The sequence below is a fragment of the Streptomyces sp. NPDC093510 genome (assembly GCF_040683555.1).
Classification (GTDB): domain Bacteria; phylum Actinomycetota; class Actinomycetes; order Streptomycetales; family Streptomycetaceae; genus Streptomyces.
This window is the reverse complement of sequence record NZ_JBFBEE010000008.1, coordinates 132,030-153,643: the sequence shown is the minus strand read 5'-3', so window position 1 is coordinate 153,643 and position 21,614 is coordinate 132,030. Positions and strand designations below refer to the sequence as shown.

The following is a 21,614-nucleotide window of genomic DNA, read 5'->3' as shown; positions in this document are numbered from 1 at the left end:
CTCACACGAGGGTCACTTGGTGACCACGATGGCCAGCAGGTACCCGGGGTTGTTGGTGTCGTAGTAGCCGATCACCTGCTGTCCGAAGGCGAACGCCTCCTGGACCTCGTCGTGGGTGTGCGGGTTGGGGTTGACGAAGGCCCGCCAGGCGTTGTCCACGTGCAGGTAGAGGATGTCCGCCTGGCCCGGGAGCGGCTCGATGACGTCCCAGAACGCCGTCGCCACGTTGGACGCGAGCGCCTGGGTGGAGATCTCCGGCGCCTGCGCCTGCGGGATCTGCTGCTCCTGCTCCTGGCCGAACTGCTGGAGCAGGTGCTGGAAGGGCTGCTGCTGGCCGAGCTGCTGCAACTGCTGGCGCAGGTGCGGCGGGACCTGCTGCATGCCCTGCTGGCCCTGGATGCCGGGCTGGTTCTGCATGCCCTGCTGACCGTGCATGCCGGGCTGGTTCTGGATTCCCTGCTGGCCCTGCATGCCCTGTTGGCCCTGCATGCCCTGCTGGGGGTACTGCTGCTGGCCGATGGGCTGCTGCTGGTACTGCTGCCGGCCCTGCTGCTGCGGCGGGGCCGTGCTCGGGCTCTGCTGCTGGCCGTACTGCTGTGTTCCGTACTGCTGCTGGCCGTACTGCTGCGGTCCTTGCTGCTGTCCCTGTTGCTGGCCCAGCTGGCTCATCTGCGGGGTGGTGCTCATGCGTGTGCCACCTTCCCTCAATGGTTGTGGTCCTTCAGCAGTGCTGGAGTGCGGTCGTGCTGGAGGGGTCGTGCTTCAGCCCGTGACGACGAGGCCCACGACCTCGTCGTCCGAGAACCAGACGCGTACGTCCGGTCGGCCCCCGGCGAAGGCGGCGTGGACCGCCTGCCGTGTCTCGGGGGACGGGTTGTCGAGGTTGCGCCACTCGCCGGCCACGAACAGCCGGAGCCGAGGCGGGAGTTCCGGCGGGTACGGGAGCAACTCGTCCCAGTACCGCTCGGCCTGGCCCGAGCCCACCGCCGACGGCAGCAGGTTCGTGACCGCCGCCTTGATGTCGGGCCGGTTGCCGATGCGCTGCGACGCGGGCCTGCCCGGCGCGTCCTGCTGCGGCGAGCCCGTGGAGCGCAGCATCGCGCGCGCCCGGTTCGGCGTCATCGGCTGCTGGCCCGCGGCCTTCAGCATGCCCTGCAGCGCGGCCAGGGCGCCGACGACGATCGGCGACGCGGAGGACGTGCCGGAGAACGTGTCGGTGTACCAGGCGATCTCGTCGGCGCCGCCCTGCAGATCGCCGGGCCCGTTCCAGGAGCCACCGGTCGTGGTGGTCTCGCGGCCCCAGCCCTGCGCGTCCACGCGCGCGCCGTAGTTGGAGAACGCCAGACGTGAGCGGTCGGGCCCGTGGTCGCGGCCGTGCGTGCCGGGCGGCGGGGCGCCCGCGCCGACCAGGACCGCGCCGGAGGTGCGGTTGGCGGGGTTGAAGGGGTTGCGCCACCAGGCGGGGAAGCCGTCGGGCCTGCGCTCGTAGACCGCGTCGTCCAGGGACTCGGCGCCGTTGCCCGCCGCGCCCACGACGAGGACGCCCTTCGCGGTGGCGTGGCGCACCGCCGCGTAGTCGTCGGGCCACCACTCGATGGCGATGTAGCCCTTCTGGTCGTCGCGCGGCTCGAAGTCGGACTTCGGCCCGGGGCGGTGGAGTTCGAGCAGGATGATGTCGCCGCGGTTCAGCCGCTCGGCCGCCGCGTGGATGGTGGCCGCCGTGCCGAGAGGCTGGAAGGAGGCGGCCGCCGTCACGGCCTCCGGGACGATGCCGGTGACGCCGACGGCGTTGCGGTCGCCGCCGAGGACGCCGATGACCGCGGTGCCGTGGTTGCGCCAGGCCAGGTCCTGGATCGGGGCGCCGACGACGACGCCCGCGAGCTTCGCGGCGAGGTCCTCGTGGCGCAGCTGCCAGGCGCCCTCGATGTCGATGACGGTGACGCCCTCGCCGGAGCCGCCGATGCGCTGCCAGGCCCAGCGGGCGTCGATGCCCTCGGGGGCCGGCTTCAGGTAGCCCTGGCGGCTGGTGAAGTCGGGCGTCGCGGGCATGCCCTCCTTGCGCCGCCGGGTCGTGTCGTCGAGGTCGTGCGGCTGGGTCGGCGCCACGTGGTCGGCGGCGGGTACCGCGCCCGGTTTGACGTACGCCGTGTCGATGCCCGGCAGCGCCGCCATCCGCGCCCGCAGTTCCTCGGACCTGTCATCGCCGCCGCGGACGCGGTAGAAGAGGGCCAGGTCCGGCAGGTCGTCTTCGCCTTCGGCCGGGGGCGCGGCGGCCCGCAGCCGGTCTTCGTTGCCGAACAGCGGCTCCAGGGAGAGCTGTTCGTCGGAGAGGAACATGTTCAGGGCCGACACGTCGGAGCCGGAGGCCGATCGGACGTCCCGCTCCCCGGCGCGGAGCCGGGCCTCGGGCCGTGCGACGACGATCAGCTCGTGGTCCGCTTCTCGGTAGGTGAATCCCGCCCCGTCGGGGCCCGGCCCGCCGGCTCCGGGGTCCCGCACCGGGTCTGCCTGCTCGGTCATCGCTTCACCGCTCCCTTCGATTCTTCGGGTGCCGTGCTGTGCGCTGCGCCAGGTGTCCGGGGCACACCCTGCTACGGCAGGGCCGCGACGTCCACCCCTCTTTCGCGCAACAATGTTTGAAGAGAAGTTGAAAGGGGAACCCCGTGCAATTCGGCCAAGTGATACACATCGGCCATGAGCAGCACAATGGGGCGGCACCCGTGCGGGTGCCGCCCCATTGGCGCGTTACGAAACCTCAGTCGTCGGAGTCGTCGGAGTCGTCCGAGTCGTCCTAGTCGTCCGAGGAATCGGCGGGCCCGGAGTCCTCGCTGTCGTTCTCGCCCTCCGCGCCCTGTCCCGGCCGCTGCGTGGGCTTCGGCTTCGGCGGCCTGGTCCGATCGCTGGGCGTGTCCCGCAGATACGCGGCACCGTCGCCGCCGTCACGGCGCCGCAGATACCGCTCGAACTCGCGGGCGATGGCCTCGCCCGACGCCTCGGGGAGCTCCGCGGTGTCCCGCGCCTCCTCCAGCGACTGGACGTACTCCGCGACCTCGCTGTCCTCGGCGGCCAGCTGGTCCACGCCCACCTGCCAGGCGCGCGCGTCCTCGGCCAGCTCGCCCAGCGGTATACGCAGACCGATCAGGTCCTCCAGGCGGTTGAGGAGCGCGAGCGTGGCCTTCGGGTTGGGCGGCTGCGACACGTAGTGCGGGACGGCCGCCCAGAGGCTGACGGCGGGGACGCCCGCGTGCGTGCACGCCTCCTGGAGGATGCCCACGATGCCTGTCGGGCCCTCGTACTTGGTCTCCTCCAGGTCCATGGTGCGCGCGAGGTCCGGGTCGGACGTCACTCCGCTGACCGGGACGGGCCGGGTGTGCGGGGTGTCGCCGAGCAGCGCCCCCATGATCACGACCAGCTCGACGCCCAGCTCGTGCGCGAAGCCCAGGATCTCGTTGCAGAACGACCGCCACCGCATGGACGGCTCGATGCCCCGCACCAGGACCAGGTCACGGGGCTTGTCGCCGCCGACGCGGACCACCGAGAGCCGGGTCGTCGGCCACGTGATCTTGCGCACCCCGCCGTCCAGCCAGACCGTCGGGCGGTTGACCTGGAAGTCGTAGTAGTCCTCGGCGTCCAGCGCCGCGAACACCTCGCCCTTCCACTCCTTGTCGAGATGCGCGACCGCGGCGGAGGCGGCGTCACCGGCGTCGTTCCAGCCCTCGAACGCGGCCACCATGACCGGGTCGACCAGCTCGGGTACCCCCTCGAGCTCGATCACCCAGGCCTCCTTCCGACGTTCCCTTGCGTACGCCCCAACCTTACGGCGTCGGCGGGGTCCCTCCGCAGCCCCCTTGCGTGGGGGAGTGCATGATCACTGCCCACGCCGGGCGCCGGGAAACGGCGGCTTCGCGCCGGGCGGAGGCACGCCTTCACACAGCGCAGCGAACCGGTCTCACAGCGCAGCGAACCGCTCTCGCAACGCAGCGAAGCGATCTCACAGCGTCGAGCGCAGCCACTGCTCCACGCTCGCGATGTGCACCGTCGCCCACGACCTGGCCGCCTCCGCGTCGCGGTCCCGCAGTGCGGCGAGGATCGCCCGGTGCTCGTGCAGGGTGCGGCTGACGGCGTCCTCCTGGGTCAGGCCGCGCCAGATGCGGGCCCGGGTGGTCGGGCCGGAGAGTCCGTCGAGGAGGGAGCAGAGGACGGAGTTGCCGGACGACTGGACGATGCCGCGGTGGAACTCCAGGTCGCAGGCGACCAGCTCCTCCACGGACGGCGCGGCGCCCAGGGCGTCCAACTGCCTTGTCAGCGAGTCGAGTTCGTCCTCGGTGATGTGGGCGCACGCCATCGCCGTGGCCGCGGGTTCGAGGATGCGGCGCACGGCGAGGAATTCGAGGACCGTGTCGTCGCGGTGGAAGTCGACGACGAAGCTCAGCGCCTCCAGGAGGAGTTGGGGGTCCAGGCTCGTGACGTACGTGCCGTCCCCCTGGCGCACGTCGAGGATGCGGATCAACGCGAGGGCGCGCACCGCCTCGCGCAGCGAGTTGCGCGAAAGGCCCAGTTCGGCGGCGAGTTCGCTCTCCTTGGGCAGCCGGTCGCCGGGGCGCAGCGCGCCTGAGACGATCATGTCCTTGATCTTCTCGATGGCCTCGTCGGTGACAGCCATGGGACCTCGCCTCAACAGTCAAAAGTGCCGGAAAGACATCCGATGTATCAGGCGATTATGTCCCGGCACGCGACCGCGCCGCAGGTGAGTGCCGGGATCGGACCGGTTCCTCAGCCGAAGCGTTCGATCCGAATCCGGTCCACCGGCTGACCGCCCTCCACCAAAAGCCGCGAGGCGTGCTCGGCGAAGCCGTTGGAGCCGCAGATGTACGCTTCCCAGCCGCCCTCGGGCCGCCCCTCCTCGCTCAGGAAGGGCGCCAGGTGGCCGGAGTGGAGGCGGCCTTCGGAGCGGGTCAGGACGACCGTGGTCTCCTCGGCGTACTCGTCCGCGTAGATCAGGTCCTCGGGCGTGCGCGCCGAGACGATCAGGCGCAGCGGCACGTCGAGGCCCGCGAGCCGGTGGTGGCGGACCATCGACATCAGCGGCACCACGCCCGAACCGGCCCCGAGCAGCAGCGCGGGGCGGTCGCCGGGCCAGGCGAAGAAGCCGGAGAGCGGGCCGCGCACCTCGACGGTGTCGCCGACCGCCGCCACGGTGTGCAGATGGCCGGACACCTCGCCGTCCAGCACGTGGTCGAGGGTCAGCTCGATCTCGCCGCCGCCGTCGGGCGCGGACGCGATCGAGTAGTGCCGCTGGGCCATGTAGCCGTCCTCGGCGGTGAGCCGCAGCATCAGGTGCTGGCCCGGCAGATGGCCCTGCCAGTCGGGCACCTTCAGGCGGAACGTCGAGGCGCTCGGGGTCTCGCGGCGGATCTCCACGACCGTCGCGTGCTGCCACACGGCGGCGGAGCGGTTGCTCACCGCGATGCGGCCGGGCACGGCGAACGCCGTCGGCGGCACGAAGCGCTGCTCCGCGGAGGAGGGGTTCGGAAGGTCAGTCACCGGCGTAACGCTCCTCGGCCCACGGGTCGCCCCGGTGGTGGTATCCGTTCTGCTCCCAGAAGCCGGGCTCGTCGCGGTCGAGGAGCCGCAGTCCCGCGACCCACTTGGCGCTCTTCCAGAAGTACAGGTGCGGGACGATCAGGCGGGCAGGGCCGCCGTGCTCGGCGGGGAGCGGCGCGTCGCCGTACTCCCAGACGATCCACGCCTTGCCGCCCGTCACGTCGGACAGCGGCAGGTTCGTGGTGTAGCCGGTGTGCGAGTATGCGACGACATGCGTCGCCGCGGGGAGCGGGCGGGTCGCGGCCAGGAACGTGTCCAGGCTCACCCCGCCGAACCGCACCCCGAACTTGGACCAGCTCGTCACACAGTGGATGTCGCCCCGGTACTCGGAGGCGGGCAGGGCGTGCGCCTCGTCCCAGGTCCAGGTGCGCGGGGCCGCGACCAGGCCGTCGACGCGGAACGTCCAGTCGGCGGCGGCGAGCCGGGGGGTGACCTCGGCGGACAGGACGGGCCAGCCGTCGCGCGCGTCGTACTGCCCCGGAGGCAGTCGTGGGTCCCGGTCGGCGGCGCGGGCGCGGCCGGTGAAACCGCGGGTGGGTTCGAACGTCATACGGAGGTTGCCACTTCGGTGTCTGCTTCGGAGGTCGTCGCCGCGTCCCGCAGGGCCCGCAGGACGGCCGGCTCGTCGAGGGTGAGCAGGTCGCGGCCGCGCATCAGGACACGGCCGTCCACCACAGTGTCCCGGACGTCGGCGGCCGACGCGGCGTACGCGAGCGTCGACCACGGGTCGTGCCGGGGCGCGAGGTGCGGACGGTCCAGGTCCAGGACGATCAGGTCGGCCTGCTTGCCGGCCTCCAGCGAACCGAGGCGGTCGCCGAGACCGAGGGCGCGCGCCGACTCGATGGTCGCCATCCGGACGGCCTGCTCGGCGCCGACCGCGGTGGGGTCGCCGCCCGCCTTGTGCACCAGCGCGGCGATCTTCACCGCGCCGAGCAGGTCGAGGGTGTTGGAGGACACCGCGCCGTCCGTGCCGAGGCCGACCGTGACGCCGGCGTCCAGGAGTGCGGGAACACGTGCGATGCCGCAGCCCAGCTTGAGGTTGGAGACCGGGCAGTGCGCCACCGCCGTGCCGGTGCGGGCCAGGGTCGCGACCTCGGCGTCCGTGAGGTCGACGGCGTGCGCGAGCAGCGTGTCGGGGCCGAGCACGCCGAGCGAGTCGAGCAGCTCGACGGGGCGCATGCCGTGCTGCTCGACGACGGCCGCCACCTCGCCCGCGTTCTCCGAGGCGTGGATGTGCAGCAGCGCGCCGTGCTCCCGGGCCAGCGCGGTGATCTCGGTGAGCTGCGCGGGGTTCAGCGTGTACGCGGAGTGCGCGCAGACGACGGGACGGGTGCCCGGCGCCGGAACGTACGCCTTCAGGTGCGCGGTCGCCCAGCCGAGCCGCTCCCCGTAGGGCCTGCCGTCCGGCGGGCCCGGCACGTCCATGAACGTCGGCCCGGTCAGCAGCCGCCACCCGGCGTCGCGGGCCGCGTCCTCGGCCGCCTCGTGGAACCAGTACATGTCGAGCGCGGTCGTGACGCCGCCGCGCACGGACTCCGCGATCGCGGCCCGCATCGCGGCCGCCACCGTCTCCGGCGAGAGGATCTCGGCCTCGCGCGGGACGACCCGGGCGAGGAAGCCCTGCAGCGTGACGTCGTCGGCGATGCCGCGCATCAGATTCATCGCGAGGTGCGTGTGCGTGTTGATCAGGCCCGGCAGGACGAGGCAGCCGCGCGCGTCGATCTCCTCGGCCGCCTCGTACCCGGCGCGCAGCCGCGCCGCGGGCCCCACCTCGACGACGCGGCCCCCGCGGACGGCGACCGCGCCGTCCGGCACGACGGTGCCCGCGTCGTCGACGGTCAGGACGTCGCCGCCGTGCACCAGCAGGTCTATGTGGCCGCCCCGGTCCTGGGACGGCAGGTCAGTGGCGTGCATCGTTCCGTTCTCCCTGGTCGCCTCGGCATCGGCTGATCGCCACGGTCGTTCAGCGCTCGGTGGAGGCCAGCAGGCGCAGCGCGTCCAAGGTTATCCGGGCACCCCGGTCGACTCCGTCGGCGACCACCTCGCGGTGCGGGTCGTACCCGCCGGTGGCCTCCTTGTCGACGAGCTCGTCGGCGTTCGCGCCGTCCACGACCAGGGCGCCGCCCGCCGTCAGGCCGTGCGTCGAGGCGAAGACGAAAAGCGCCGAAAGCTCCATCTCGATGGCGGCGATCCCGGCGGCCGCGTACGCCTCGCCGGGCAGCGGCAGGAAGCCTGGCTGGAACGCGGCCCGCGTCCACACCACGCCCCGGTGGTACGGGGCACCGGCCGCCCGCGCCGCGCGCTGCAGCGCGAGGACGGCCTCCGGCGCGGAGAACGCCGGGTACTCGGCGGGGATCAGCTGCTGCGTGACACCGTCGTCGCGCACCGCCGCGTCCGCGATGACCAGGTCGCCGTCGCGGATGCCGGGACGGATCGCGCCCGCCGTGCCGAGCCGCAGGATCGTGGTGACACCCGCCTCCGCGAGCTCCTGGAAGAGGAGGATCGCGCCGGGCGCGCCGACGCCGTGCGAGGCGACGACGACCTCGGTGCCCTGCCAGGTGCCGGTGAAGGTGCGGTACTCGCGGTGGTACGACACCTCCTTCGCGTCGGACAGGAGGTCGGCGACGGCGGCCGCCCGGCCCGGGTCGCCGACGACTACCGCCCGCGCGGGCAGGCCGGTGCGGGGGACACGGGTGATGGGCAGCGCGTCGGTGAGCGACGTCATGTGGATGCTCCTACCGGGGACTTGGAACGCTTTCGGCGCTTGCGGCGCGCCGTGGACAGGAAGAGGGCGACCAGGGTCACCACATAGGGGGCGGCGTCGGTCGCCTGCTGCGGCAGACCGTTGCCCTGCAACCGGAACCCGACCGCCTCCGCGACGCCGAAGAGCAGCCCCGCGAGCAGCACCCCGAGCGGCAGCGCCCGGCCCAGCATCACGGCGACGACGGCGATCCAGCCGCGCCCCGCCGTCATGTTCTCCGAGAACAACGTGACGTTGCCCAGGGCCAGTTGGGCGCCCGCGAGACCGCAGAGCAGCCCTCCGGTGAGGACGGCGGCGTACTGGTACTTCGCCGGGCTCACACCGAGCGTCGCCGCCGCGTCCGGCGCCTCGCCCACCCCGCGCAGCCGCAGCCCCCAGGGATGGCGGGCGAGGAACACGGCGGCGACGGCGACGGCCGCCCACGAGACGTACACGAGAGGCGAGTGCCCGGACAGGACAGGGCCGAGGAAGGCGAGGTCGACGCCGTCGAGGCCCGCGAGGTCAGGGTCGGAGAACGTCCCCTGGACACCGAAGACGGTGCGCAGCAGGAAGCCGGTCAGGCCGACCGCGAGGAGGTTCAGCGCGACGCCGAGTACGACCGCGTCGCCGCGCAGGGTGATGGTTCCCACGGCGAGGATCATCGCGTACGCGGCGGACGAGAGGGCGGCGAGGGTGACGCCCAGCCAGGCGCTGCCCGTGAACCAGCTGCCCGCGACGGCGCTGAAGCAGCCGATCAGCATCATGCCTTCGAGCCCGATGTTGAACACGCCCGCGCGTTCACAGACCGCGCCGCCGAGCGCGGCGAGCAGGATCGGGGTGAGCGCGAGGAGCGCCGAATGGAACAGCGCGGAGTCGACGGACATCAGAGATCCCCCTCGGGGCGTACGGCCTTCCCGGCGCGCCGCCAGGTGAAGCGGAGGCGGGCGGCCAGGAAGACGATGACGACGGCCTGGAGCACCTGCGTCAGCTCCCGCGGCACCTCCGTGGCCCGCTCCATGGCGAGCCCGCCGACGTCGAGCGCGGCGAAGAACAGCGCGGCGACCGCGGTGCCCAGGGGCGCGGCGGACGCGAGGAGCGCGGCCGTCAGACCGGTCCAGGTGTGCCCGGCCGCGGTCAGCGAACCGTCGATGAAGCGGTACGGGAAGCTGAGCACCCCGATCGCGCCGACGAGCCCGGCGACGGCTCCGGAGACAGCCATGAGCCGCAGCGTGAGGCGGGGCCTGTCGACGCCCGCGTACGCCGCGAAGCGCGGGTTGAGCCCCGTCATGCGGATCTCGTAGCCGGTGGCGGTGCGGGCGTCCGCGAAGACGAAGACGCCCGCGGCGATCACGACGAGCACCAGCCCCACGGTGACCGTCGACGAACCGAAGGCGGGCAGCTCCACGCCCTCCGGGAGCCGCCGCGTCTGCGGCAGGCTCGAACCGTCCTCCTTGAGCGGGAAACGCGCGAGATAGGAGGCGAGGGACATCGCCGGATAGCTCAGCAACAGGCTGCTGACCAGCAGGGGAACGCCGAACCGGTTCTGGCAGACCGCGGCGAGCGCGGCATAGCCGGCGCCCGCCAGCATCCCGGCGAGCAGGGCGGCAACCACGGCGAGGGGCGCGGGCAGCGGGACGTGGAGCCCGGTGGCAGCGGCGGCGATCCCGCCGAGCACCAGCTGCCCGTCGCCGCCCAGGTTCAGCAGCCCCGCCCGCATCGGGATCGCGAGCGCGACGGCGAGGCCCAGGATGCTCGTCCCGGTGGTGAGCGTCGACCCGATCCCGTCGGGCCCGAGCGAACCGCTGACGACGGTTGCGTACGCGCCGATCGGCTCGGCGCCCGTGCCGACGAGGAACAGCGCCCCGACGAGGACGGCGGCGACGACGGAGTGCAGGGCGGACGACCGAAGGGCCCGCCGGACGGGGGAGTGTTCCCCGTACAGGCGGGAGAGGCTCTCGACGGCCATGTCAGGGGGCCTCCTTGAGAGGGACGGGCGGGGTGGGGGAAGCGGGCGGACCAGTCGTCCCGCCGCCCGCCATCGCGAGCCCCAGCGTCGGCTCGTCCGCCTCCTCGCGGGTGAACTCCGCGGCGACCCCGCCCTCGTACATCACGAGGACCCGGTCCGAGAGCCCGCGGATCTCGCTGAGTTCGGCGGAGACGAGCAGGATCGCGTGGCCCGCGTCGCGGTGTGCGATCAGATGGTCGTGGATCGTCTGCACGGCGCCGATGTCCACGCCGCGGGTGGGCTGCTCGACGATCAACAGGGGGACTTCGTGGGCCAGTTCGCGGCCGATCACGAGTTTCTGCAGGTTGCCGCCCGAGAGCGAGCCCGCGGGCTGTCCCGACGACGCGGCCTTGATGCCGAACCGTTCCACGAGCACGCGCGCGTGCTCGCGTAGCCGGCCGGGACGCAGCAGACCGTGCCCCCGGTGGTGCCCCATCACGAGGTTCTCCGCGACCGTCGCGGCCGGCGCCGTGCCGACCGCCGCGCGGTCCTCGGGGACGTACGCGAGCCCGGCGCCACGCCGTCCCGCGGCCGACGCGTCGGTGATGTCCCGCCCGGCGAGCGTGACCCGCCCCGCCAGCGTCGGCCGCAACCCCGCGACGGCCTCCACCAGGTGCGACTGGCCGTTGCCCGCCACCCCCGCGATGCCGACGATCTCCCCGGCGCCGACCGTGAGCGACACCTCGCGCACCCCGTCCGCCGTCAGGCCCTCGACCGTCAGGACCGGGCCGCCCGGCGAGCCCGCCGGATGCACCCGGTCGAGCTCCACCGCGCGCCCCGTCATGGCCGCAGCGATGCCGTCCGCGCTCGTGTCGGCGGTCCGCAGGCGCGCCGCGACCCGTCCGTCGCGCAGCACCGTCACCGCGTCGCTGCCCTCCATCACCTCGCGCAGCTTGTGGGTGACCAGAAGGACGGTGCGGCCCTCGTCGGCGAGGGAGCGGAGCACTCCGAAGAGCGCGTCCGCCTCCGCCGGGGTCAGCACGGCGGTCGGCTCGTCGAGGATGAGCGTACGGGCGCCGCGGTAAAGGAGCTTGAGGATCTCCACGCGCTGGCGCACACCCACCGGCAGGTCGCCGACCTTCGCCACCGGGTCGACGGCGAGCCCGTGCTCCGCGGCGAGCGCGGCCACCCGCCGCACCGCCTCCGCCCGGTCCGTGAGACCGAACCGGCGCGGTTCGGCCGCGTACACGACGTTCTCGGCGACCGTGAAGGAGGGGAACAGCTTGAAGCTCTGGTGCACCATCCCGAGGCCCGCGCCGATCGCCTCGCTCGGGCTCGCGAAGGACACCTCGCGCCCGTCGAGCAGGATCTGCCCGGCGTCCGGCCGCAGCAGCCCGTACACGACGGACATCAGCGTCGACTTGCCCGCGCCGTTCTCGCCCATCAGGGCGTGGATCTCACCGCGCCGCACGGCCAGGTCCACCCGGTCGTTGGCGAGCGTGCCGGGGAACTCCTTGGTGATGCCCCGCAGTTCGACGGCGAACGGGGCGCCGGTGTCCTCAGGCGGCCGGGTCATCGACGGTCAGCTTTCCGGCGGCGATGTCGTCGCGCAGCCTCTCGACGCGCTTCAGCACGTCCTTGTTGGCGGGCTCAGCGATCAGGCACTTGGAGTCGGCGAGCCCCGGCTCCAGGCCGGTCAGCGACATGCCGCCCTCCTTGAGGCCGTACGACACGGTGGTGCCGCCCTTGCCGTCGAGGATCTGCCCGATGCCCTTCTCCACGGCGACGTCGGTTTTCTTGAGCACGTTGTCGACGACGACCCCCGGGCTGCCCAGGCACTGGTTGGCGTCCACCCCGTACGCCTGGAAGCCCTCACCCTTCGCGGCCTTCGCGGCCTTCGCCGCCTGGAAGACGCCGGTGTTGCCCGCCGCCGCGGCCGCCATCACCTGGTCGACGCCGCCCGAGGCGAGCGTCGACGCCTGGTCCTTGGCGCGCGCCGCGTCGTTGAACGGCGACTGCCCGCCGACGAACAGCGTCCGGGACCGCACACCCGGCCTCACCTTTCTCGCACCCGCCGCGAAGGGCTCGCTGTACCGCCGGAACTGCGGGGTGTCGAGCACGTCGACCGCCCCGACCTTCTTGCTCCCGGTGAGCAGACCGGCCTCGGCACCGGCGAGGAAGACAGCCTCGTGCTCGCGGAAGACGGCACAGGTGACGTTCTTGTACGTCTTCTTCGTGCACGCGTCGACGAGCAGGAACTGCTGGTCCGGGTGGGCCTCGGCCTGCTGCGCCACGATGTCGGCGAACTCGAAGCCGACCAGCGCGACGACGTCGGGAGCGGAGTCCACGGCCGAGGCGACGTTCTGCTGCCGCGAGCCGGTGTCGCTGCTCTGGAAAACCTTCTGCGAGCCGTCGTGCGCCTTCGCCGCCGCCTTCACCCCGGAGACGGCGAGCTTGAGGAACTCGTTCTGGGCGACGGGGTCGGGGGTGACGAGCGTGAACGCCTTGCCGCCACCCCCGCCGCCCGAATCGCCGTCCTTCGCCGCCGCGTTGCAGCCGGTGGCGAGCAGGACGGCACCGACGGCCGCGGCGGTGATCCGCAGGGACGTGTGCGTACGCAGAGACAGCGGGGACATGGCCATCGCCTTCATGGAGGTGCCCGGGGCCCGGGCGGTGACAGGAGAGTCGTACGTGCTGAAACGGTGTCGCTCAGCGAAGACAGCGAAGACAGCGGCGACAGCCGCACATTCGGCGGCCGCGGGACACGGCGGGGCAGCACATCGCACCGGCTTTCGCGGTCATGGCTGTCCTCCTCACACCGTGGATCGGATCGATCTGTCCTGGGTGGCGGCGAGGGTAACACCGGATTTCGGACGGCCGTGCGATCGTCTCGAAATGTGGTTCGCGCACGTCAGGTACGGTGACGGCACCCCTCCCCGCATGGCCGGAAACGCCCCTTTTCACTCGGAGTTGAGCCCATGAACAGCCAGGAACTGCGTGCCGTGACGTGGACGGCGGCGACGGAGGGCGGCGAGCCGTTCCCGTCCCTCTCCCTCATCGACCAGACGGTGCTCCCGCACTCCCTGGAGCGCCTGGCCGTCACGACGGTCGACGGCCTGGTCGACGCGATCGTCCGGCTCGTCGTGCGCGGCGCGCCCGCGATCGGCGCCGCGGGCGCCTACGGTGTCGCGCTCGCCATGACGCAGGCAGGGCGCGAGGGCTGGGACCGTGCGCGCCTGGACGCCGAGGTCACCCGCATCCGGGAGGCCAGGCCCACCGCGGTCAACCTGATGGTGTGCGTGGACCGCGTGAAGCCCTTCATCGACAAGGGGACGGCCGCGGTCCTCGCCGAGGCGGACGCGATCGTCCAGGAGGACCTGGCCGCCAACCACGCGATGGGCGCGTACGGCGCCGACTGGCTCCTGGACCGCGTGCCGGCCGCCGCGGACCGCCCGCTGCGTATCCTCACGCACTGCAACACCGGCGCCCTCGCCACGGCCGGCTGGGGCACGGCGCTCGGCGTCATCCGCGAACTGCACGCCAGGGGACGGCTCGAAACGGTCTACGCGGACGAGACGCGCCCCCTCCTCCAGGGCGCCCGGCTGACGGCCTGGGAACTCGCCCAGGAGGGCATCCCGCACTACGTCCAGGCGGACGGCGCGGCCGCGGGCACGATCCTGCGCGGCGAGGTCGACGCGGCGATCGTCGGCGCGGACCGTGTGGCGGCCAACGGCGACACGGCCAACAAGGTCGGCACGGTCGGCATCGCCCTCGCGTGCGCGCACGCGGGCATCCCCTTCATGGTGGCGGCGCCCACCACGACGGTGGACCTCACCACCCCGTCCGGCGACGCCATCCACATCGAACTCCGGGGCGAGGACGAGGTGTTGGAGTGGGCAGGCGTCCGTACGGCCCCGGCGGCCTCGCGCGGCCACAACCCCGCGTTCGACGTGACGCCGGGAACCCTGGTGACGGCACTGGTCACGGAGCGGGGCGTGCTGGAGGTGGCGGCGGGGCAAACGCCGAAGGAGGCGCTGGGGTAGAAGGTCAGCCCCGCGCCAGCTCCAGCTCCAGGAGCCACTCCACGACCTCGGCCCGGTGCCGCGCCTCGCTAGGCTCCGCTCCCCAGACGTAGATACCGTGCCCGGCGACCACCACCGCCGGCATCCCCGGCCGCAGCGCCGTTTCGAGGCGGTCACCGAGCACGGTCATGTCCTGGCTGTTCTCGATCACCGGGAGCGTCACCGACACCTCGTGCGTCGGATGCCCGAGCCCCTTCAGCATCTCCAGGTTCTCGAAGGGGATTCCGGCGGGGGAGCGCTGCCCCATGACCACCGACGCCACCGTGTGGACGTGCACCACCGCGCCCGCGCCGGTGAGCCGCACCACGCGCGCGTGCAGGGCGGCCTCGGCCGAGGGGCGCCCCGGCCCGACCGCCGCGCCCTCGCCGTCCGTCAACACCACGTCGGACGCGGTCAGTTCGCCCTTGTCGCGCCCGCTCGCGGTGACGGCGAGCCGGAGCGGGTCCCGCGCGAGGACCAGCGACAGGTTCCCGGACGTCCCCCGCATCCAGCCGAACGACGCGAACCGCGCGGCCTCGACGGCCAGCACCGCCCCCGCCTCCTCCAGGTCCGCGGCGGTGACATCGGCGGCGGTGCCGGCAGTGGTGACGTCGGCGGCGGTGTCGGTCATGAACTGCTCCCAGCGTCAGGAGTGGCGGCAAGAGGGGCGATCCCGGAGAAGGCCGGGACCTGGGGGTGATCGCCGAAGTCGGCGTCGGCGTACGGCTCCCCGGCGCGGCGCACGCCGACCGTCCGCCAGCCCGCGGCCCGCGCCGCGTCCAGCTCACCGGGCCGGTCGGAGAGGAAGAGCAGCCGCCCGGGGGTGACGCCGGTGGACGAGGCGATGGCCCGGTAGGAGTCCGCCTCCTGCTTGGGCCCCGCGTTCTCGGTGTCGTACAGGCCGCTGACGAGCTCCAGCAGATCGCCCTCGGCGGAGTGCGCGAACCAGGCCCGCTGCGCCGCCACCGACCCGGACGAGTACACGTACAGCCGCACCCCGTCCGCGTGCCAGCGCCGCAGGACCGGGATGACGTCAGGGTAGAAGTGCGAGACGAGCTCGCCGCGCGCGAAGCCCTCCGCCCAGAGAATCCCCTGGAGCGTCTTCAGGGGCGTGGCCTTGCGGTCGGCGTCGACCCACTCGCCGAGGACCTTCTCCACGCGCCCGGCATCGGCGTCCGGCTCGCCGATCTCCGCCCGTACCTGCGCGACGGCCCGCGCCACCGCGGGCTCGTCGCCCCGCGAGGCGAGCAGCTCGCCGAACCGCTCGCGCGCGTACGGGTACAGCACGTCCACCACGAACCCGGTGGCGCTGGTGGTGCCCTCGATGTCGAGGACGACGGCGTCCACGCCGTACAGGTTCTGGTCCGTCACGCGGCGTACCCCGAGTGGATCTCGTCGAAGTCGGGGAAGCGGTCCGCGATCGGGCTGCCGGTGAAGTTGCCGATCCAGCCGTCCTCCTCGTGGAAGAAGCGGATCGCCGTGAACGCGGGGGACGTGCCCATGTCGAACCAGTGCGTGGTGCCGCGCGGCACCCCGAGCAGGTCGCCCTTCTCGCAGTACACGGCGTGCACCTCGCCGCCCACGTGGAGGTAGAAGATCCCGGCGCCCGCGACGAAGAAGCGGACCTCGTCATCGTCGTCGTGCGTGTGCTCGGCCAGGAACTTCTGCCGGGCCGCCTTCGCCTTCTCCGGCCACGACGGATCGTCGCCGTCGGCCGGCGGGTGGAGCGCCACCACGTCGACGGTCCGGAAGCCCTCTTCGGCGTTGAGCTTGTCGATCTCCGCGCGGTACGCGGCGAAGACGGTGTCGCTGTCGGCGTCGGCCGGTACGTCCTCGCGCACCGGCCACTGCTCGTAGCGCACGCCTATGGGAGCGAGTGCGGCGGCGATCTCCGCCGGGTCCGCGGTGCGGCGGACGACGGTCTCGGGCCCGGCCTCCGGCCAGGTCGTCAGGAGAGTCATGGTCACTCCAGGGCAGGTCAGCGGGTGTTCTCGGGATCGTAACTCCCGCCCCCGGCCCGCCACAGGGTGTCCCAGTGCGTGGACGCGTAAGGGGCGGCCTCCAGGGAGGCCGCCCCTTACCCACTACCTATTACCTACTGCCGATGAACCGTCAGTCCTTCTTCTTCAGCAGGTCCTCGACCTTGCCGCGCACGTCGTCCGTGGCGAGGCCGCGGATCGTCAGCGTCGTACGGCGGCGCAGCACGTCGTCCGCCGTCTCGGCCCACTCGTTGTCGCGGGCGTAGACGACCTGGGCCCAGATCTCCGGGGCGTCCGGGTGGACGCGCTCGGCCAGCTCCGGGTTCTCGTTCGCGAGGCGGGCGATGTCGAAGGAGAGCGAACCGTAGTGCGTCGCCAGGTGCTTGGCGGTGTCGGCGGCCATGCGCGGGCCGGGCGCCGGGCCGTCCACCAGGAGGCGGTGCGCGACGGCGCGCGGGTTGGCGATACCGGGCAGCGGCAGCTTCTTCGGCAGCTCGGAGATCGGCTCGTAGTCGTCGCCGAGGGGATGCCCCGGCAGGGACTCCAGCTTCTTCATCACCGTACGACCGATGTGGCGGAACGTCGTCCACTTGCCGCCGGCCACCGACAGCATGCCACCGGTGCCCTCGGTGACGACCGTCTCGCGCTTGGCCTTGGAGGTGTCACCGGGGCCGCCGGGCAGCACCCGCAGACCCGCGAAGGAGTACGTGATCAGGTCCCGCGACAGCTGCTGGTCGCGGATGGAGAACGCGGCCTCGTCCAGGATCTGGGCGGTGTCCGCCTCGGTGACGCTCACGTCCGCCGGGTCGCCCTCGAACTCCTCGTCCGTGGTGCCGAGCAGCAGCATGTCCTCCCAGGGGAGGGCGAACGTGATGCGGTACTTGTCGATCGGGGTCGCCAGCGCGGCCTTCCAGGGAGCGGTGCGCTTGAGGACCAGGTGCGCGCCCTTGGAGAGGCGGATGGAGGGCGACGCGTCCGGGTTCTCCATCTTGCGCAGGTGGTCGACCCAGGGGCCGGTCGCGTTCAGGACCAGGCGGGCGTTGACCCCGAACTCGTCGCCGCTCATGCGGTCCTTGAGCTCGGCGCCGGTGACCCGGCCCCCGGTGAAGCGCAGTCCTGTGACCTCGGCGTGGTTGAGGACGGCGGCACCGGCCTCGACGGCCGCGCGGACCGTCATCAGGGCCATGCGGGAGTCGTTCATCTGGTCGTCGCCGTAGACCGCGACGGCCTTCAGGTTGTCCGTGCGCAGCTCCGGCACGTCCTGCGCGGCCTTGGAGGGCGAAAGCAGGTGGCCGACGCCGTCGCCGAACGCGGACAGCGCGCTGTACGCGAACACGCCCGCGCCGAGCTTGGCCGCGCCGTGCGGGCCGCCCTTGTAGACCGGCAGGTAGAAGGTGAGCGGGTTCGCCAGGTGGGGGGCCACCTGACGGGACACCGCGCGACGTTCGAAGTGGTTCTCCGCGACCAGCTTCACCGCACCGGTCTGCAGGTAGCGCAGACCGCCGTGGAGCAGCTTGGAGGAGGCGGAGGAGGTGGCGCCGGCGAAGTCACCGGCGTCCACCAGGGCCACCCGCAGTCCCGACTGCGCGGCATGCCAGGCGGTGGAGATGCCCAGGATTCCGCCGCCGATCACCAGGAGGTCGTACGTCGCCTTGGAAAGCTGCTCCCGGGTCTCGGCGCGGCTCGCCACTCCAAAAGCAGCACGTGAACCGGCAGCCGGATGCGTCCCGAGGGCAGGGACGCTCTGCAGGGTGGTCATGTCTTACTCCTCGCCACTCTCATCGAGCCAACCCATGGACCGCTCGACGGCCTTGAGCCAGCTCTTGTACTCACGGTCGCGGGTGCCCGCGTCCATGTGGGGGGTCCATTCCGCGGCCCGGCGCCAGTTGGCGCGCAGCTCGTCGGTCGAGGACCAGAAGCCGACGGCGAGACCGGCGGCGTAGGCGGCGCCGAGGCAGGTCGTCTCGGCCACCATCGGGCGCACCACCGGCGCGTCGAGGAAGTCCGAGAGGGTCTGCATCAGCAGGTTGTTGGAGGTCATGCCGCCGTCGACCTTGAGGGCCGCGAGCTCGACGCCGGAGTCCTTCGTCATGGCGTCGGTGATCTCACGGGTCTGCCAGGCCGTGGCCTCCAGGACGGCGCGCGCGATGTGCGCCTTGGTGACGTACCGGGTCAGACCGGCGATCACACCGCGGGCGTCGGAGCGCCAGTACGGGGCGAACAGGCCGGAGAAGGCCGGTACGAAGTAGGCGCCGCCGTTGTCCTCGACCGACGACGCGAGCGTCTCGATCTCGGCGGCGGAGTTGATCAGGCCCATCTGGTCCCGCATCCACTGCACCAGCGAACCGGTGACGGCGATGGAGCCCTCCAGGGCGTAGACCGGCTTCTGGTCGCCGATCTGGTAGCCGACCGTGGTCAGCAGCCCGGAGTAGGAGTTGATGGCCTTGTCACCGGTGTTCATCAGCATGAAGGTGCCGGTGCCGTACGTGGACTTGGCCTCGCCCTCGTCGAAGCAGGTCTGGCCGAACAGGGCCGCCTGCTGGTCGCCGAGCGCGGAGGCGACGGGGATGCCGCCGAGCAGGTCGCCGAGCTGTCCGCCGGTGACCTCTCCGTAGACCTCGGCGGAGGAGCGGATCTCGGGGAGCATCTGTGCGGGGACGCCGATGGAGTCGCAGATGCGCTCGTCCCACTCCATCTTGTGGAGGTTCATCAGCATGGTGCGGGAGGCGTTGGTGACGTCGGTGACGTGCTTGCCGCTGTCGACCCCACCGGTCAGGTTCCAGATGACCCAGGAGTCCATGGTGCCGAAGAGGATGTCGCCCGCCTCGGCGCGCTCGCGCAGGCCCTCGACGTTGTCGAGCAGCCAGCGGGCCTTGGGCCCGGCGAAGTAGGAGGCCAGCGGGAGGCCGGTCTCGCGGCGGAAGCGGTCCTGGCCGACGTTGCGCCCGAGCTCCTTGCAGAGCGCGTCGGTGCGGGTGTCCTGCCAGACGATGGCGTTGTGCACCGGCTCGCCGGTGTTCTTGTCCCACAGCAGCGTGGTCTCACGCTGGTTGGTGATGCCGATCGCCTTGATGTCGTCGCGGGTGATGCCGGCCTTTGACACGGCTCCGGCGACGACTTCCTGGACGTTGTTCCAGATCTCGGTCGCGTCGTGCTCGACCCAGCCCGGCTTCGGGAAGATCTGCTCGTGCTCCTTCTGGTCGACGGAGACGATCCGGCCGTCCTTGTCGAAGACGATGCAGCGGCTCGAAGTGGTGCCCTGGTCGATGGCCGCGATGAAGGGGCCTGCGGTGTGTGCGTCGGTCACGGTGTGCTCCAGAATCTTCTTTTCTGACGGCTCTCAGGCGTCTGCGGCGGTCACGTCTACGGCGGTCATCGGTCGCTGTCGCGGGTCTACTTGAACGCGACGTTGTAGAGACCGCCGGCGATGGCGCCGCCGATCAGCGGACCGACGACCGGAACCCAGGCGTACGACCAGTCCGAGCTGCCCTTGTTCGGCAGCGGCAGCACGGAGTGGATGATGCGCGGACCGAGGTCACGGACCGGGTTGATCGCGTAACCCGTGGGACCGCCGAGCGAGAGACCGATGCCGACGACGACGAGCGCGGTGATCAGGGCGCCGAGGGTGCCGAGGCCGTTGCCGCCGTCGTTGAGGCCCTGCGTCAGGATGGCGAGAACCAGGACGACCGTGGCGATGATCTCCGTGAGCACGTTCTGGACGTAGTTGCGGATCTCGGGTCCTGTCGAGAAGATGCCGAGCACCGGGCCCGCCGCGGGGGCGGCCTTCTGGTCGACCATGCCCTCTTCCACCGGCTGCGCCGCGAGGATCTCGGGGTCGGTCAGGTGGGCCTTGAACTGGCCCATGTAGGTGACCCACACCAGAACGGCGCCGATCATCGCGCCGAGCAGCTGCGAGCCCAGGTAGAGCGGTACGTCGCTCCACTTGGTGCCGCCCTCGACGGCGAGGCCGAGCGTGACCGCCGGGTTGAGGTGGGCGCCGGAGACGCCCCCCGCGAGATAGGCGCCGGTCAGTACGGCGAAGCCCCACCCGAAGGTGACGGCGAGCCAGCCGGCGTCCTTGGCCTTCGAGCGCTTGAGCGTGACGGCGGCGCACACGCCACCGCCGAGCAGTATGAGCACGGCGGTACCGATGGTCTCGCCGATGAAGATGTCGGAGCTGGACACCCGCGACTCCTTTGTCCTTCGTCCAGGGGAAGGCGAACCCCGGGTCCCTCCGGTGGTCCGCGACCTCAGGTGAGGTCGTTGCCGGCCCTTGGCCTTGTCACACTCTAGCGCGTAATGCCGGTAGGTGTTCGACAATGCCGACCGATGGACGCGAGTCTCGCCCTGGGCTCACTTGCTCGTCAAGAGTTCTGTTATTGAAAACACGATCGTTATTGATCGTTTCGCGTTATCGGTGATTCCGCAGCCCGAAGGGGTGCGGCGCGGCTCAGAAGCGCCCGGCGCCCAGGTCCCTGGACACGGCGCGGGCGCAGTCCCGCACGGCCGCGATCAGCTCGGGCCGCAGCTCCCCGTCCTTGCAGACGCGCTCCACGGCGCCGGTGACGCCGACCGCGCCGACCGGCATGCGGCGCCGGTCGTGGATGGGGGCGGCGACGGAGGCGATGCCCTCCCAGGTCTCCTCGACATCCGCCGCGTACCCACGCGCGCGCGTCAGGTCGAGGACGCCCTCGAACCCTTCGGAGTCGGCCACCGTGTGCACGGTGAAGGTCTGGCGCTCCGCCTCGACGGCTTCGTTGTGCGCGACCGGGTCGTACGCGGAGAGGACCTTGCCCAGCGCCGTGGAGTGCAGCGGCTGCATGGCCCCCACCTCCAGGACCTGGCGGCTGTCGTCGGGCCGGAAGACGTGGTGGACGATGAGCACGCCCTGCTGGTGCAGCACGCCGAGGTGGACGCTCTCGCCGCTTGAACGCGCCAGGTCGTCCGTCCACACCAGGGCGCGGGCCCGCAGCTCGTGCACGTCCAGATAGCTGTTGCCGAGGCGCAGCAGCTCGGCGCCCAGCTGGTAGCGGCCCGACGCGGAGTCCTGCTCCACGAAGCCCTCCGCCTGGAGGGTGCGCAGGATGCCGTGGGCCGTGCCCTTGGCGAGGTCGAGGGCGGAGGCGATCTCCGAGAGGCCGAGCCGTCGCTCGCCGCCCGCGAGCAGCCGCAGCATCGCCGCGGCCCTTTCGAGCGACTGGATGTTGCGTGCCATCGCAGCCCCGACCTCCGTCCTCTTGCACCAACTCGACGTTCGACAATGCTGAACACTATCGGTCGTTGTC

The 21,614-nt window shown here is 71.9% G+C and carries 20 protein-coding genes; 1 reads left to right on the top strand and 19 read right to left on the bottom strand.

Annotation, left to right across the window (positions count from 1 at the left end):
* Positions 1-12: 12 nt before the first annotated feature.
* The 12 genes from AB0N81_RS14995 to AB0N81_RS14940 form a co-directional block, all read right to left on the bottom strand.
* Positions 13-687, bottom strand: coding sequence for a hypothetical protein (locus AB0N81_RS14995; RefSeq protein ID WP_365358233.1), 675 nt, complete (start codon positions 685-687; stop codon positions 13-15).
* A gap of 75 nt (positions 688-762) precedes the next feature.
* Complete coding sequence (locus tag AB0N81_RS14990; RefSeq protein WP_365358232.1) at positions 763-2,520, bottom strand: S8 family peptidase; 1,758 nt, start codon at positions 2,518-2,520, stop codon at positions 763-765.
* A 271-nt stretch (positions 2,521-2,791) separates the two neighbouring features.
* On the bottom strand, positions 2,792-3,775 hold the full coding sequence (locus tag AB0N81_RS14985) for a PAC2 family protein (protein ID WP_365358231.1): 984 nt from the start codon (positions 3,773-3,775) through the stop codon (positions 2,792-2,794).
* A 216-nt stretch (positions 3,776-3,991) separates the two neighbouring features.
* Positions 3,992-4,663, bottom strand: coding sequence for a FadR/GntR family transcriptional regulator (locus AB0N81_RS14980; RefSeq protein ID WP_365358230.1), 672 nt, complete (start codon positions 4,661-4,663; stop codon positions 3,992-3,994).
* Between the two features lie 110 nt (positions 4,664-4,773).
* A complete protein-coding gene (locus tag AB0N81_RS14975) occupies positions 4,774-5,544 on the bottom strand; it encodes a ferredoxin reductase (protein WP_365358229.1) in 771 nt (256 codons plus the stop codon).
* A complete protein-coding gene (locus tag AB0N81_RS14970) occupies positions 5,537-6,154 on the bottom strand; it encodes a sulfite oxidase-like oxidoreductase (RefSeq protein ID WP_365358228.1) in 618 nt (205 codons plus the stop codon). The genes AB0N81_RS14975 and AB0N81_RS14970 overlap by 8 nt, the downstream gene beginning before the upstream one ends.
* The gene (locus AB0N81_RS14965) at positions 6,151-7,518 is read right to left on the bottom strand and encodes an amidohydrolase (RefSeq protein WP_365358227.1); all 1,368 of its coding nucleotides are present in this window, start codon (positions 7,516-7,518) and stop codon (positions 6,151-6,153) included. Before AB0N81_RS14965 ends, AB0N81_RS14970 begins: the two co-directional genes overlap by 4 nt.
* A 49-nt stretch (positions 7,519-7,567) precedes the next feature.
* Positions 7,568-8,329 carry a purine-nucleoside phosphorylase gene (locus AB0N81_RS14960; RefSeq protein WP_365358226.1) on the bottom strand — a complete coding sequence of 254 codons (762 nt, stop codon included), beginning with the start codon at positions 8,327-8,329 and terminating at the stop codon, positions 7,568-7,570.
* Positions 8,326-9,228, bottom strand: coding sequence for an ABC transporter permease (locus AB0N81_RS14955; protein ID WP_365358225.1), 903 nt, complete (start codon positions 9,226-9,228; stop codon positions 8,326-8,328). The genes AB0N81_RS14960 and AB0N81_RS14955 overlap by 4 nt, the downstream gene beginning before the upstream one ends.
* The gene (locus tag AB0N81_RS14950; RefSeq protein ID WP_365358224.1) at positions 9,228-10,310 is read right to left on the bottom strand and encodes an ABC transporter permease; all 1,083 of its coding nucleotides are present in this window, start codon (positions 10,308-10,310) and stop codon (positions 9,228-9,230) included. The genes AB0N81_RS14955 and AB0N81_RS14950 overlap by 1 nt, the downstream gene beginning before the upstream one ends.
* Before the next feature lies 1 nt (position 10,311).
* A complete protein-coding gene (locus AB0N81_RS14945; RefSeq protein WP_365358223.1) occupies positions 10,312-11,865 on the bottom strand; it encodes an ABC transporter ATP-binding protein in 1,554 nt (517 codons plus the stop codon).
* Positions 11,849-12,925 (bottom strand): BMP family ABC transporter substrate-binding protein, encoded by a 1,077-nt coding sequence (locus AB0N81_RS14940; RefSeq protein ID WP_365358222.1) that lies wholly within the window; start codon positions 12,923-12,925, stop codon positions 11,849-11,851. The genes AB0N81_RS14945 and AB0N81_RS14940 overlap by 17 nt, the downstream gene beginning before the upstream one ends.
* A gap of 342 nt (positions 12,926-13,267) precedes the next feature.
* Between AB0N81_RS14940 and mtnA the strand changes: the two genes are divergently transcribed.
* Positions 13,268-14,332, top strand: coding sequence for an S-methyl-5-thioribose-1-phosphate isomerase (gene mtnA / locus AB0N81_RS14935; protein ID WP_365358221.1), 1,065 nt, complete (start codon positions 13,268-13,270; stop codon positions 14,330-14,332).
* 4 nt (positions 14,333-14,336) lie between these two features.
* On the opposite strand, the gene mtnB is transcribed toward mtnA, so the two are convergent.
* The 7 genes from mtnB to AB0N81_RS14900 form a co-directional block, all read right to left on the bottom strand.
* On the bottom strand, positions 14,337-14,981 hold the full coding sequence (mtnB, locus tag AB0N81_RS14930) for a methylthioribulose 1-phosphate dehydratase (RefSeq protein ID WP_365358220.1): 645 nt from the start codon (positions 14,979-14,981) through the stop codon (positions 14,337-14,339).
* Complete coding sequence (gene mtnC / locus AB0N81_RS14925) at positions 14,978-15,721, bottom strand: acireductone synthase (protein WP_365358219.1); 744 nt, start codon at positions 15,719-15,721, stop codon at positions 14,978-14,980. Before mtnC ends, mtnB begins: the two co-directional genes overlap by 4 nt.
* On the bottom strand, positions 15,718-16,311 hold the full coding sequence (locus tag AB0N81_RS14920; RefSeq protein ID WP_365358218.1) for a cupin: 594 nt from the start codon (positions 16,309-16,311) through the stop codon (positions 15,718-15,720). Before AB0N81_RS14920 ends, mtnC begins: the two co-directional genes overlap by 4 nt.
* Positions 16,312-16,462: 151 nt before the next feature.
* Entirely contained in the window at positions 16,463-18,088 is a 1,626-nt protein-coding gene (locus AB0N81_RS14915; protein WP_365358217.1) for a glycerol-3-phosphate dehydrogenase/oxidase, read from the bottom strand.
* A 3-nt stretch (positions 18,089-18,091) separates the two neighbouring features.
* A complete protein-coding gene (glpK, locus tag AB0N81_RS14910) occupies positions 18,092-19,636 on the bottom strand; it encodes a glycerol kinase GlpK (RefSeq protein WP_365358216.1) in 1,545 nt (514 codons plus the stop codon).
* Between the two features lie 86 nt (positions 19,637-19,722).
* A complete protein-coding gene (locus AB0N81_RS14905) occupies positions 19,723-20,514 on the bottom strand; it encodes an MIP/aquaporin family protein (protein WP_365358215.1) in 792 nt (263 codons plus the stop codon).
* A 265-nt stretch (positions 20,515-20,779) separates the two neighbouring features.
* Positions 20,780-21,544, bottom strand: a complete 765-nt coding sequence (locus AB0N81_RS14900; protein WP_365358214.1) for an IclR family transcriptional regulator — start codon at positions 21,542-21,544, stop codon at positions 20,780-20,782.
* Positions 21,545-21,614: the final 70 nt, after the last annotated feature.